We start from the raw sequence: 14479 nt of genomic DNA, 5'->3' as shown, positions 1-14479 counted from the left end.
TTATGAAGCTAAACATAGCCCTTTTGGCCGGGGATGGCATAGGCCCGGAAGTAATTGACCAAGCTGTAAAAGTATGCGATGCCATTGCAGTGAAATTCAATCATGAAATCAATTGGACATCAGCACTTACGGGAGCTGTGGCCATTGATACCGTTGGGGAACCCTATCCCGATGAAACCCATGAAATCTGCGCCAATTCGGATGCCGTTTTATTCGGGGCAATCGGGCATCCAAAATTTGATAATGACCCATCAGCCAAGGTTCGGCCTGAGCAAGGGTTATTGAAAATGCGACAGAAATTGGGGCTGTTTGCCAACGTTAGGCCCACATTTACATTTCCCTCACTAATTGATAAATCACCCTTAAAGCGCGATCGCATAGAGGGTACGGATTTAATTATATTACGAGAGCTTACCGGAGGTGTATATTTCGGAGAAAGAGGCCGAAAGGACGAAGGGGATACCGCTTTTGACACCATGACCTATCAGCGGTTTGAAATTCAACGTTTGGCCAAAAAGGGCTTTGAAATGGCCATGAAGCGTTCCAAGAAATTGTGCTGCGTAGATAAGGCCAATGTATTGGAAGCCTCCCGCTTATGGCGTGAAACGGTTCAGGCCATGGAAAAGGATTACCCAGAAGTAGAGGTGTCCTATGAATTTGTGGACGCTGTGGCCATGCGCCTGATACAATGGCCCAAGGACTATGATGTAATTATTACCGCCAATCTTTTCGGTGACATTTTAACGGACGAAGCTTCCGTAATATCCGGTTCAATGGGTTTAATGCCTTCCTCCTCTGTGGGAAGTAAGGTCTCCCTATATGAACCCATTCATGGTTCCTATCCCCAAGCGGCAGGAAAGGATATTGCCAATCCCTTGGCCACGGTACTTTCAGCAGCCATGCTTTTTGAGGATTTTGATTTGACCGCGGAAGCCCAAGCTATCCGCGATGTAGTCAATACATCATTGGCGGAAGGCGTCGTAACCGAGGATTTGGCCGGTGATGGCAAAGCGCATAAAACCAGTGAGGTTGGCGACTGGCTGGCAGCAAATATTTAATCGATTTTTTCAGATTTACTATAAATAAATCAATTGACAAAAGCCCCAAAACGTTTTCTCACGTTTTGGGGCTTTTCTTTTTCACTTTTAAATTCTGCCATTAAGAATGATAGGCAAGTCTTTTATACCTTTTGGTTTTTTGCTGCCTGTACACCAAAATACTCAAAGCTATTCCTACACCTATCGCTGCCAGTACCGCCCCTACCAACCCTGCATATACGACTCCATTACCATAGGCTATAGGTAATCCGGCTAAATAGGCTCCGGAAGCATTACCCATGTTAAAAGCACTTTGGTTCATTGAAGAACCCAGCATTTCCGATCCCTTGGAAGCGTTGATAATAGCCATCTGAATCGGAGTCGCTACGGTAAACGAAGCGGTACCGATCAAAAAAGTCATCACCAGAATAGCGTACGGATTCAAAGCGACTACGGCATTGATTATCAATAGAGCTACCATAATCGATAAACTAAGGGCCACGGCCCGTAAGGGTGATAACCATTCTGCCATTTTAGCCCCGATAAAGTTGCCTATGACCATTCCAAATCCCGCAAGAATCATGGCATAGCCTATGACGTAATCTCCTAATCCCGCCACTTCGGTAATCAATGGCGCAATATAGCTGTACCAAGCAAAAAACCCACCCGTACCAATAGTAGTCAATAGAATTAGGGCCCAAAGCTCTCTGTTTTTAAGACCCTTGCTGCCCTCGGATGTATGCACTGGGGGCAACTGTGGTAATTTTGGCATCCAATAATAGATACTGGCCATGGTAATCAGTCCTACAATGCCTACCATGTAGAAAGAAGCGCTCCAGTTATAGTGATGACCAATGTACGTTCCAATAGGGACTCCTATGACATTGGCAATAGTGAGGCCGGAAAACATAACGGCAATCGCCTGTGCAATCTTACCGGTTTTCGCCAATCTACCGGCGACAACCGCACCAATCCCAAAAAATGCCCCATGGGGTAGACCCGACAAAAACCTCGAAATCAAAAGTGTGGTATAGTTATCGGAAAGGCCAGACAGACCATTGAACAGAGCGAACCAAGTCATTAAAAGCAATAAGGTTTTCCGGGAATCCATCCTTCCGCCCATTTTGGTAAACAATGGCGCGCCTATCACAACCCCTAAGGCATAGGCTGCTATGGCATGACCGGCCTGCGGAATGGAGATATTCAACCCTTGTGCGACATCGGGCAGGATTCCCATAATAACGAATTCTGTTAGTCCGATACCAAAACCCCCTAATGCCAAAGCGACAAGGGCTTTTCTATTTGCATTATTTCTATTTGTTTCCATATGAACAATTTTATATCCAATCAATGGCCGGACAACTATTCAAGTGGCCTAGCCCGATTATTACGAAGACAAAATTATTTTAGGAAACCCTTGTGGAGCTATTCGTTTTTATCGAGTTTATGTGCGGTATTAACCATAATTCGCACGCATACTGATAGAATAAGGTAATTTTTGACATCTGGGCATTACTCCTACGATATCAAAAAAGTTGAATCGAGGCTGATATGCGTAGAATGTTTAAAAAATTGGAGTACCTCCCCAAATATGGGGAGGTACAATCATACCAATTGGTACTTTTAAAGAATATAATCCGTACTTACAAAATTGGAGAGTTTAGTATCCAGTAATTTTTCTACGGTCTCATTGTTAAGATCATTATCCTTAAAGGCCACAAAGGTGCGGACCGAGAATGATCGAAGTGCATCATATACGCTTAAAGTGGACTGTGCCGAATCCTTTCTGCCCGTAAACGGATATACATCAGGTCCTCGTTGACAGGAACTATTCAAGTTTACTCGGCATACTAGATTTACCAATGTATCTATAAGCGGGGCAAGGGCATAAACGTCCTTTCCGAAAAGGCTCACCTGTTGACCGTAATTACTTTCTGCCATATCATCCAACGGTTCTTGGATATCGGAAAACGAAACTACAGGAATAACAGGGCCAAATTGCTCCTCCTTATAGACCCGCATATCTTTCGTAACAGGATGCAACACTGCGGGCCATATGTAATTGGAAGTTTGTTGGCCCCCTTTTTCATTCCAAACTTCGGCACCTTTCTGTACGGCATCGTCGATTAGTTCCTGAATATAGGCAGGTTTATCCGGTTCGGGTAATGGGGTTAGTTTAACACCATTATCCCAAGGGTTACCAAACTTTAGGGAATCCACTTTTTCCGCAAAACGCCCTAAAAACTCTTCCTTAATATCTTCGTGTACATAGACTATTTTAAGGGCGGTACAGCGTTGCCCATTAAAGGATAAGGTACCGGCAATGCATTCGTTAATGGTCAAATCCAAATCGGCATCGGGCAAGATAATAGCTGGATTTTTGGCTTCCAATCCTAAAACCAATCGCAATCGATTACTCTTTGGGTGTTGATCCTGCAACGCGTTGGCCGATTTACTATTTCCTATCAACGCCAAAACATCTATTTTTCCCGTCTGCATTATCGGAGCGGCTACTGCCCTACCCCTACCGAATAAAATATTCACAACGCCTTTGGGGAAGCTATTCTGAAAAGCCTCCAAAAGTGGCGTAATCAATAAGACCCCAAATTTGGCTGGTTTAAAAATAGTGGTATTCCCCATAATAATTGCTGGGATGAGAAGTGCAAAGGTCTCATTCAAGGGATAATTATAAGGTCCAAGACAAAGTATTACCCCCAATGGCCCTCTTTTGATATGGGCATATACGCCATCGTATTTTTCGAATTTAGCGGCATCCCTGTCCAATTGCTTATACTCTTCAATAGTGTCCCGGATATACTCTACCGTACGATCGAATTCTTTTTGGGAGTCCGGCAAGGACTTGCCAATTTCCCACATTAACAATTTGACAATTTCGTCCCTTTTGGTTTCCATTTGTCCCACAAATTTTTCCATGCACTCTATCCTGTCCCTTACATGCATGGTAGGCCACACCCCTTGTCCCTTGTCATAGGCCATAAGCGCGGCGTCCAAGGCCCTTAAAGCCTCAGGCTCTCCCATATCCGGTATACTGCCTAGAAGCGTGGGTTTATCGTCCCCTTTAGAGGAAATAGTGGAGAACACTTCGGAGGTGTTCCCATTCCACACTTCCATTTCCCCGTTGATCAAATATTTTTTTTGATGAATCGGATTATCAATTTGAAACTCGGCCGGTATGATTGTTTGTGTAGTTTCCATAAAAATAGTCAGTTAATCGATATGAATTGACTTGATAAAAAAATCCCCGATTTCTCAGGGATCTTATTGTTAAACAATAGGTTTCATTGCGGTCATGGACTCCCTGAGACGGGCCCCGACAATTTCTACCGGATGTTCCCGGAGTACCTTGTTAACGGCGATCAGTTTGGCATTGTCTACCCCGGTATCCGTGCCTTCGCTATAGGAGGACCCAATAACATCTGCTTCTATTTTCTTCATAAAATCCCCCAATAAAGGTTTACAGGCATGATCAAACAAGTAACAACCATATTCCGCCGTATCCGAAATTACCCGATTCATTTCGAACAATTTTTTCCGCGCTATGGTGTTGGCTATCAATGGAGTCTCGTGCAGGGATTCGTAATATGCGGATTCACCGATGATTCCGGATTCGGTCATGGACTCATACGCCAATTCTACGCCTGCCCGTACAAAAGCGACCATTAAAACGCCATTGTCATAATACTCCTGCTCCGATATGTTATCATCTCCAGCCGGAGTTTTTTCAAAAGCCGTCTCTCCCGTGGCAGCTCGCCATTCCAACAAATTTTTATCGTCATTGGCCCAATCTTCCATCATAGTCTTGGAAAAATGTCCGGTCATAATGTCGTCCATATGCTTATGGAATAGGGGTCGCATAATATCCTTTAACTCTTCGGAAAGTTCAAAGGCCTTTATTTTGGCGGGATTGGACAAGCGGTCCATCATATTCGTGATTCCTCCATACTTCATGCCTTCGGTAATGGTTTCCCAGCCGTATTGGATTAATTTGGAAGCATAGCCTGGGTCCACACCCTTCTCGATCATCTTATCAAAACAAAGAATGGAGCCTGTTTGTAGCAGGCCGCAAAGAATGGTCTGTTCTCCCATTAAGTCCGACTTTACCTCGGCTACGAACGATGATTCCAAAACCCCTGCCCTGTGGCCTCCAGTGCCCACGGCGTAGGCTTTGGCTTGTTCCAAACCTTTGCCCTGCGGGTCGTTATTTGGATGAACCGCAATCAAGGTTGGCACCCCAAATCCTCTTTTATACTCTTCTCTAACCTCCGAGCCAGGACACTTTGGGGCCACCATGATTACAGTAAGGTCCTCACGTATCTGCATTCCTTCTTCAACGATGTTAAAACCATGGGAATACGACAAAGTAGCCCCTTTCTTCATCAAAGGCATCACCGCATTGATAACGCTTGTATGTTGCTTATCCGGTGTTAGGTTAATTACCAAATCGGCTTTCGGAACAAGTTCTTGGTAGGTGCCCACGGCAAAACCATTCTCCGTTGCATTTTTGTAGGATTGGCGTTGTTCCTTTATAGCCCCCTCTCTAAGGGTATATGAAATATCAAGTCCCGAATCCCGCATATTTAGGCCTTGGTTTAAGCCTTGGGCACCACAACCTACAATAACGATTTTCTTTCCTTTCAATGCGGATACGCCATCCGAAAACTCACTGGATTCCATGAATCTACATTTTCCCAATTGTGTTAATTGATCTCGTAAGGATAGCGTATTAAAATAATTTGCCATTTTGTGTTCTCTTTTTTTAGTATTTAAAAGTTTAGGATTTATTTATCTTGATAAAAATCTTCCAACATTGCGGTAATGGGCATCTCGGCTTTGGTAACGGTTATGCGTCCAGAACGGACAAATTGCATAATCCCAAAAGGTTCCAGTGCATCATGCATTTCATCGATTTCATGTCGTCTACCCGTTTTCGCCAATACAAAGAAGTCTCGCGAAACGGTAACGATCTGTGAATTGCTCTCTTTAATGATGTTCTGTATTTGTCGTTCGTCGAACAGCAAATGTGAAGCAATCTTAAAGAGGGCGGACTCTTGGTAAATCGTCTCATCATCCCTATGGTAGAAGGCTTTGATAACCTCTATCTGCTTCTCAATTTGCGCCACAATTTTACGGGTCCAATCCTCAGTGGTATTGACAACTATGGTAAATTTTGAAACATGTTCAATTTCTGATTTTGAAACATTTAAACTCTCTACATTAATGTGTCGCTTTAAGAATATTCCTGATATCCTATTCAGTAATCCCACATTGTTCTCAGAATACACCGATATGGTAAACCATTGTTTTTTCATCTTTTTTCTTTTCCAAAAATTTGATAGGCCTGGCCTAGAATTAAATCGCTCCAACCAAAGCCTCTCGCCCAAACTCTAAATTAAAATCATTAAAACCTTCTTACCGCCACGATCACTCCCGTAGACCAATTCATTTTGGTTATACAGAAGTCTTCCCTTTCCTCCAGATAGGAAACCAATCCGTCAACGTTGCCCTGATGCCCTTCCGGCCAATTGGGTTGGGCCGTCATATCATCAACGATATAAAACCCACCTACTTTTACCAATTTGAGAATTTCATCGATTTCGCTGTACTTTCCGGGCCAGGCATCTGCAAAAATCAGGTCGAATCCTCCTCCCTTATATGTTTTTATCCAATGAGACCCGTCCTGGCAAAGAATTTGAATTCTTGGGTCATCTCCAAAATATTCCTTTGCAATAGCAATTAATTCCAAGTCATTATCCACGGTAATCAAAACCGATTCGTTGTCCATTCCATCCACCATCCAAGACAGGCTCAGTCCTATTCCAGTACCCAGTTCCAAAAAACTTCCTTTGGGCCTACTGGTCACCAAAGTCTTCAGTAAGGAACCAATATACAAATCCGAAGGCATGTTGAAGCCAACTTCAATACACCTACGTTCAATTTCCGAATGGATTTTTGGCTTGTCAAGAATATGGGTATCGTTCATGACCTGGTTTGGATTGCGACTGTCGGTATCGAAACTTAAAAATTTGTATTATTTCAATCGAATCTCGGACACCGACGCACCGGACGGTATCATAGGAAAAACATTATCCTCTTTCTCCACCCTGACCTCCAGAAAATAAGGATTCTTTGAAGCTATCATTTCCTGAACGACCGTTTTTAAATCCTTACGTTCCGTGACACGTTTGGCCTCTATGTGATATCCTTCCGCAATTTTTACAAAATCTGGATTGGTCATAACCGTAGAGGCATATCTGCTTTCAAAAAATAATTCCTGCCACTGCCGTACCATTCCCAAATGATCATTGTTAAGTACAACAATCTTTACAGGAATATTATGTTGAAAGATGACCCCTAATTCTTGAATGGTCATTTGGTAGCCCCCATCCCCGATAATGGCCACCACCTCCCTTTCCATAGCACCCATTTTGGCGCCTATGGCTGCAGGCAATGCAAAACCCATGGTTCCCAATCCGCCTGAGGTTATATTGCTTTTGCTATGCTTAAACTTGGCGTATCTACAAGCCGCCATCTGATGTTGACCAACATCCGTAACGATAACGGCCTCATGTTCCGAAGCTAGATTGATTTCCTCAATGACCTCGCCCATAGTTAGGCCAGGTTTGGAGGGATGCAGGTCCTTTTCTATCACCTGTGCAAATTCTTCCTTGTACTTTTTGTCGAACTCCTTGTGCCATTCCTCATGGGAATTTTCGTTGATAAGCGGAAGTATGAGTTCCAAGGTGGTTTTAGCATTGCCCAGCACGGCAATATCCACCGCAACATTCTTATTGACCTCGGCAGGGTCAATTTCAAAATGAATAATTTTTGCCTGTTTGGCGTAAGTATCCAAATTTCCGGTTACCCTGTCATCAAATCGCATTCCTATGGCAATAAGAACATCGCACTCATTGGTTAACACATTGGGGCCATAATTACCATGCATTCCTACCATGCCTACGTTCATAGGATGGCTAGTGGGCAAAGCGGATTCTCCCATAATGGTCCATGCCGCCGGAATCCCGGCTTTTTCTACAAATGCTTTCAAAGCCTCCTCGGCCTTTCCCAAAATAACCCCTTGTCCCCAGACGATATAAGGTTTTTTTGCCGAATTGATCAATTCAGCCGCTGCCTCAATGGCCTTTATGCTGGGTTCCGGTACGGGTTTATAACTGCGTACTCCAGTACACTTTTCATAGCTAAATTCAAATTCCTCAAATTGGGCGTTCTTGGTTATATCAATAAGAACCGGCCCGGGACGACCAGACTTGGCAATGTAAAATGCCTTGGCCATGACTTCAGGAATTTCGGAAGCCTTGGTAATCTGATGGTTCCATTTGGTAACTGGGGTGGAAATTCCTATGATATCCGTTTCCTGAAACGCATCCGACCCCAATAAATGTCTCGGGACCTGTCCGGTAATACACACAATTGGAGTAGAATCTATTTGTGCATCGGCAAGCCCAGTAACCAAATTTGTGGCTCCAGGGCCAGAGGTCGCCATGGCCACCCCGACCTTTCCGGTAACCCGTGCGAATCCTTGGGCCGCGTGGGTAGCGCCTTGTTCATGCCTGGTCAAAATGTGCGTTAATTTGTCTTGAAATTTGTACAGCTCATCATATACGGGCATAATTGCCCCCCCGGGGTAACCATAGATCAAATCTACCCCTTCGGCCAATAAACAATGGATAATGGCCTCGGCACCAGTAATCTTTATACCTGTGCTTTTCGTGGATTGGTCCTTTTTTAATTTTATTGTTTCCATAAATTCATATCTCATCGGTAACGCAGCCTTGTGAGGCCGATGATACCGTTTTTGCATATTTGTATAAACTACCTCTCTTAACCTTTAGGTCGGGCTGCTTCCAACTCGCTCGCCTTTTTTGGAGTTCTTCATCCGTAAGATCCACTGAAATGACATTCTTCTCGGCATCAATGGTCACCATATCGCCATCCCTCAGCAAGGCTATATTTCCGCCCTCCTGCGCCTCAGGTGAGACATGGCCTACCACAAAGCCATGGGTCCCTCCGGAAAAACGACCGTCCGTAATCAAGGCCACCTCCTTCCCGAGGCCGGAACCCATAATGGCAGCAGTCGGTTTTAGCATTTCTGGCATTCCAGGTCCACCCTTGGGCCCCTCGTACCTGATAACGACAACATCACCTTTTTTAACCCTTCCCGCGCCTATGCCCGCATTGGCATCGAACTCACTTTCAAAAACCTTGGCAGGGCCGGTAAAGTGCAATCCTTCCTTGCCCGTTATTTTGGCCACCGCACCATCCTTGGCCAAGTTTCCATATAGTATCCTTAAATGCCCTGTTTCCTTTATGGGGTTGTCCAAAGGCTTTACAATTTGCTGCCCTTCCATCAAACTTGGAACATCGGCCAAATTCTCGGCCACAGTCTTCCCGGTCACGGTCAAACAATCGCCATGTAACATACCATTTTCCAACATAAATTTCATTACGGCCGGGGTTCCGCCAACCCGGTGTACATCTTCCATAAGATAGCGTCCGCTGGGCTTTAAATCTGCCAAAAAAGGTGTGGAATCGCTGATGCGCTGAAAATCATCTAGTGTAAAATCAACCTTGGCGGCCTTGGCTATGGCCAGAAAATGCAAAACTGCATTAGTAGAACCTCCCAATACAATAACCAAACGAATAGCATTTTCAAAGGATTTTTTGGTAATGATATCACTAGGTTTTATATCGTTTTCCAATAGGTTTTGTATGGCTCTTCCGGATTCGAAACTGTCTTTTTTCTTGGTATCCCCTATTGCTGGATTGGACGAATTATACGGCATTGCCATACCCAAAGCCTCAATTCCCGAGGCCATGGTATTGGCTGTATACATACCCCCACATGCCCCAGCTCCGGGACAGGCGTTTTGAATTACACCCTTATAGTCGGCTTCGTTCATTGTACCGGCCACTTTTTCACCCCATGCTTCAAAAGCGGATACAATATCCAGTTTTCTATCCTTAAAACATCCCGAGGCTATAGTTCCTCCATAAACCATTACAGAAGGCCTATCCAAGCGTATCATGGCCATAAGTGCACCGGGCATGTTTTTATCACAACCGACAATGGTTACCAAACCGTCGTAATTCATGGCCTGTACCACGGTTTCCATGGAATCCGCTATGATGTCCCTAGAGGGTAAGGAATATCGCATTCCTGAGGTACCCATGGAAATTGCATCACTTACGCCTATGGTATTGAAGACAAGACCTACAGAACCACCGGCCTGAATTCCTTTTTTGGCATCTTGCGCCAAATCGTTTAGATGCATATTACATGGATTGCCTTCATATCCCGTACTTGCCACTCCAACGAACGGCTTCTTCAAATCATCCTCGTTAAGCCCAATGGCATAAAGCATGGCCTGTGCCCCTGGCTGGGTATCATTTTGGGTAATGGTCTTACTGTACTTGTTTAATTCCATTTGTGTCCTATACTGTTTATTCGGTTTGGTATTTTTTGACAATCAAAGATAAATCTTTCCTATACCGCATTTTTTTAACAAAAAAGAATGGTCTAAATCCAATTACCGCAATATCTATTTATAATTCTAATAATCAGACGAATAGCTCCCTAATCCATATCATATTCAATAGAAGCAATATGGTTCGCCATCAAGGCCTTATCCCCTTATATCAAAGAAAAAGCCTGTATCAAAATAGCATTTGATACAGGCTTTTCATTAAACAATGCAAATCCGTATCATCCACCTAAGCGGACGACTACAAGTACATTATTTAGGCTAGGAAAAATATCCATACTTCAATATTACGTAAAAAATCCATTGCGGCAAAACGTGCCTCTTAATTTTATTTTTTTAAATGGGAAGTAAGCCAAAAACCCTTAGGTCAGTTTAAATGAGATGGTATCGCCAAATTTCTTTTGGGCCAAAATGGAGATGGCATTATCCGAAAGTTGGAAAATTCTAGGGTATCCCCCAGTAGTTTGGCCATCCTTCATTAATATCATAATCTTCCCAGATGGTGTTAGCTGCACCGTTCCCGGCAAGGTTGCCGAGGTCAACATACTTACTTTATGTCCTTCAACATGTTCCACTAATTGGTAGGCCATACGATCGTTTTCGTTTGCGATGGTGAAATCTTGAAAAAATAAGGTTTCCAACTGCTTGTCCCCTAACAGTTCATATTCAGGGCCCTTTGAGACGTTCAAAACTTTGTTGTCCAAAACAGAATCCACCTTTAATTCCACAATTTTTGGGAAAAATACTTCACAGCTATCATATGGGATGGTCTCGCTATCTTCCAAATGACTCTTAGGTGTTACCGGGGCATACAAGGAACGGCTTCCAAGTATTTTATCTGTCTTAAAACCATTTTTAACGGCCAGATAACTTCGAAAACCCTTTTCCAATTTACCGTAGGATACGATATCCCCGGGTGAGACCTTATGCACTTGGAAGTGCCCAATGGGATTGTTGTTCAGGGTCACGGAATGCTTAGCGCCTCCAATACATATAAAGGTAGGGCTATCAAACTCCAAAGTAGGACCTGTCATAGTAATTTCCATTACGGCAGAGTCGACAGCATTTTCCAAGAGCTGGTTAACCTTATGGGCGGAAGCCGTATCCATAAAACCGGCAACCGGCACTCCTTTGTTCAGGTATCCGAATCTTCCTGCATCCTGAATTGTGGTAAACAAACCGGATTTTAATACCTTAAGCATCCCATTTGGTTTTTTCCAGTTTATAAATGCCTACCTCCCCCTCTATCTTGTACAAATCGTATTCGGCCTTTGTAATTGAATAGAACTGCACCTTATCCCCAACACTAACAAAACAAGGCTCTTTCTTTTTAGGGTCAAACATCGAAACCGAACAGCTTCCGATGATGTTCCACCCCCCCGGGGATTCCTGCGGGTAAATCCCCGTTTGTTTGCCTGCCAGACCAACCGAACCCTTTTTTACCTTAAGCCTAGGTTCAGCTCGTCTAGGCACTTCCAATGAGGAAGGCAAACCACCCAAGTACATAAATCCAGGTAAAAACCCGATTCCGTATACCGTGTAGGTATAGCTCGTATGCAGCTTAATGATTTCCGCTATGTCTTTTTCCAATTTTTCCGAAACACTGTTTAGGTCTATGCCAAATTCCAGGTCATAACAGACCGGTAGCCGCCAAATGAACCTTTGCGGTAAGGACGTTTCCTCCAATTGCGCATACCATGTTTTTAATTGTTCTTCAAATTCCGCAAAGTTGATCGGTGCCTTTCTATAAATTAGCGTGAGTGAGTTGTATGCTGGGATCATTTCCCATTCCTCTTCCCCCAAATGGCTTGTTTTAAGGTGATTTTGAAATTGCAGGATGTTTTCCAAAATGGCCTCATTCACTTCATTTGGCCATTCGATTAATACGGCATGTATACCAAAAGGTCGTATGGAAATTGAGTAGTGGGTCACTTTTTAAGTTGGATATTGTGGTTTGGTAATTCTTGGGAAAGATACGATACAATTTGTAAAGCTAAAGGGTTATCGCCATGAATACATATGGTATCCGCTAAAATATGGATAGAATTTCCGTTGGAAAATTTTAGCTCCTCATTTTTTACAATGGAGACCACTTGCTGCAGTACCCCTAATGGATCCTCGATAACGGCGTTGGGCAAATTTCTTGGAATCAGACTCAGGTCTTTTCGGTATCCCCTATCCCCAAAAGCTTCGTACATTATGGAAAACTTCTGGTTTTTGGCTTCACGGGCCAAGGCCGAGGCATAGGGCACGTACATGGATACCTTGGGCCTATAGATCTCCAATGCCTTTAACACCATAAGGGCAATATCGGTATCCCGGGCTGCATCGTTATAGAGTGCGCCGTGCAATTTGATATGATGCAAATCCAATTTTTCCGCTTTCAGGATAGTGGTTAAACTTTCTATTTGCTCCCGAATAGTCTTAATGAGTAGATTTTCGGATATATCCATTGAAATTCTTCCAAAATTCTCCCTGTCGGGATAGGAAGGATGTGCCCCGACCTTAACCCCATACGCCTTGGCCCATTGGACAGTTTCCCCCATGGTCACTGCATTTCCGGCATGTCCTCCACAAGCAATGTTGCAGGAGGAAATAAAAGGGAACAGTTCCCCTTCGTTTCCTATTCCTTCACCAACATCACAATTGACATCAATCTTATGCATTTAGAACAAATTGAAAACTTTTAAAATACCCTTTACCCCCAGAAAAACCGTGAGGGCGATGATAACGACCCCTAAAACATTCTGCAAGGTCTTGTTCCTATACCTTCCCATAAGGGCCGATCTATTTACCGCCCACACTAAAAAAATAGCCGTAAATGGCAACAAAATACCATTGGCTATCTGAGCGAACTTGATAATTTCTATCGGTTTTAGCCCTAATGACATTACTAACACCCCAAGGATCAAAATAATAATCCAAACCGATCGAAACCTGTAATCTTTCAATGCCGCTTTCCAGCCAAAACAACTATTTGCCACGTAAGCAGCCGCCAAAGGGGCAGTTATGGCCGAAGTTACTCCCGCGGCAAATAATCCAATACCCATGAAATATCGTGCCGCATGGCCATATAGGGGTTCCAGCCCTTTGGCCAAATCGAGCACGCCGGAAACGGTCTTCCCAGGAATAGCAGCGGCAGTAATAATGATGGCCATTGAAACAAGCCCTCCCAATATCAAAGAAAAAAAAGTATCCCAACGGGCCCATTTTAAGTCGTCCGGAGTCTTCCATTTTTCACGGACCAAGGAAGCATGGAGAAAAAGATTATAGGGAACCACTGTGGTGCCCACCAGGGCTACTACCGTTAAGACACTTTCACTGGGCAATGAAGGAATAAGGATTCCTTTCCATACAGCTTTTAAATCCGGTTTGGTAATCAATGCTGTGATCAGGAAGGATAAACTCATAACAAAGACCAGGGTAACAAATACTTTTTCCAAGGTCCTATAATTGCCCAGATACAGCAAAATAAACGCGAGGATTCCTATACCAAAAGGATAGTAGTCCATACCCTTGGGCCCAAAAATCGCCTCAAGCCCCAAAACACCTCCGCCGATATTACCGCCTTCGTAGGCTGCGTTGCCTATAACAATGGCCATTAATACGATACCAATAATCAAATTTCGTAGAAAGGGAGACCTTATCTCGGAACGAACCACTTCGGCTATACCCTTTTGGGTTATAACTCCCAAACGGGCGGACATTTCTTGTAACACTACTGTGGCTGTAATGGACAAACCCATGGCCCAAAGCAGAACATAACCAAATTCCACCCCGGCCAGGGTACATGCCGTAATAGTACCTGGTCCTATAAAGGCCGCCGCAATCAAAATTCCCGGACCGACTTTTTTAAGCATACCTCAGCAGTACCATAGTTTTATAAATATAAGGGGTAATCTTTGAAATTAATCCTCTTGA

General features: G+C 43.8%; 12 protein-coding genes. 1 reads left to right on the top strand and 11 read right to left on the bottom strand.

The features are described 5' to 3' along the window. The first annotated feature begins 2 nt into the window (after positions 1 to 2). Positions 3 to 1058: a 3-isopropylmalate dehydrogenase gene (leuB, locus tag Q0993_RS20550; RefSeq protein WP_299536906.1), complete on the top strand. Its 1056-nt coding sequence runs from the start codon at positions 3 to 5 to the stop codon at positions 1056 to 1058. 100 nt (positions 1059 to 1158) lie between these two features. Here leuB and Q0993_RS20545 read toward each other — a convergent pair whose 3' ends face one another. The 11 genes from Q0993_RS20545 to Q0993_RS20495 form a co-directional block, all read right to left on the bottom strand. After that, the gene (locus Q0993_RS20545; protein WP_299536904.1) at positions 1159 to 2364 is read right to left on the bottom strand and encodes an MFS transporter; all 1206 of its coding nucleotides are present in this window, start codon (positions 2362 to 2364) and stop codon (positions 1159 to 1161) included. Between the two features lie 296 nt (positions 2365 to 2660). Continuing rightward, positions 2661 to 4253, bottom strand: a complete 1593-nt coding sequence (locus Q0993_RS20540; protein ID WP_299536902.1) for an NADP-dependent glyceraldehyde-3-phosphate dehydrogenase — start codon at positions 4251 to 4253, stop codon at positions 2661 to 2663. 69 nt (positions 4254 to 4322) lie between these two features. Further along, entirely contained in the window at positions 4323 to 5798 is a 1476-nt protein-coding gene (ilvC, locus tag Q0993_RS20535) for a ketol-acid reductoisomerase (protein WP_299536898.1), read from the bottom strand. Between the two features lie 38 nt (positions 5799 to 5836). Beyond that, positions 5837 to 6367, bottom strand: coding sequence for an acetolactate synthase small subunit (gene ilvN, locus Q0993_RS20530; protein ID WP_299536896.1), 531 nt, complete (start codon positions 6365 to 6367; stop codon positions 5837 to 5839). An 89-nt stretch (positions 6368 to 6456) separates the two neighbouring features. Beyond that, the gene (locus Q0993_RS20525; RefSeq protein WP_299536894.1) at positions 6457 to 7038 is read right to left on the bottom strand and encodes an O-methyltransferase; all 582 of its coding nucleotides are present in this window, start codon (positions 7036 to 7038) and stop codon (positions 6457 to 6459) included. 48 nt (positions 7039 to 7086) lie between these two features. Beyond that, entirely contained in the window at positions 7087 to 8820 is a 1734-nt protein-coding gene (gene ilvB / locus Q0993_RS20520) for a biosynthetic-type acetolactate synthase large subunit (RefSeq protein ID WP_299536892.1), read from the bottom strand. Positions 8821 to 8824: 4 nt separating this feature from the next. Further along, positions 8825 to 10501 (bottom strand): dihydroxy-acid dehydratase, encoded by a 1677-nt coding sequence (ilvD, locus tag Q0993_RS20515; protein WP_299536890.1) that lies wholly within the window; start codon positions 10499 to 10501, stop codon positions 8825 to 8827. Between the two features lie 419 nt (positions 10502 to 10920). Next, positions 10921 to 11760 carry a biotin-dependent carboxyltransferase family protein gene (locus Q0993_RS20510; RefSeq protein WP_299536887.1) on the bottom strand — a complete coding sequence of 280 codons (840 nt, stop codon included), beginning with the start codon at positions 11758 to 11760 and terminating at the stop codon, positions 10921 to 10923. Further along, positions 11753 to 12490 carry a 5-oxoprolinase subunit PxpB gene (gene pxpB, locus Q0993_RS20505; RefSeq protein ID WP_299536885.1) on the bottom strand — a complete coding sequence of 246 codons (738 nt, stop codon included), beginning with the start codon at positions 12488 to 12490 and terminating at the stop codon, positions 11753 to 11755. Before pxpB ends, Q0993_RS20510 begins: the two co-directional genes overlap by 8 nt. Next, the gene (gene pxpA, locus Q0993_RS20500; protein WP_299536882.1) at positions 12487 to 13224 is read right to left on the bottom strand and encodes a 5-oxoprolinase subunit PxpA; all 738 of its coding nucleotides are present in this window, start codon (positions 13222 to 13224) and stop codon (positions 12487 to 12489) included. The genes pxpB and pxpA overlap by 4 nt, the downstream gene beginning before the upstream one ends. Then, positions 13225 to 14418, bottom strand: a complete 1194-nt coding sequence (locus tag Q0993_RS20495; protein WP_299536880.1) for an Nramp family divalent metal transporter — start codon at positions 14416 to 14418, stop codon at positions 13225 to 13227. Positions 14419 to 14479: the final 61 nt, after the last annotated feature.

It is taken from the genome of Ulvibacterium sp., from assembly GCF_028285715.1.
In the GTDB taxonomy this organism is placed as follows: Bacteria; Bacteroidota; Bacteroidia; order Flavobacteriales; family Flavobacteriaceae; genus Ulvibacterium.
The sequence above is the reverse complement of the archived record's forward strand: the minus strand, read 5'-3'. Positions and strand labels throughout refer to the sequence as shown.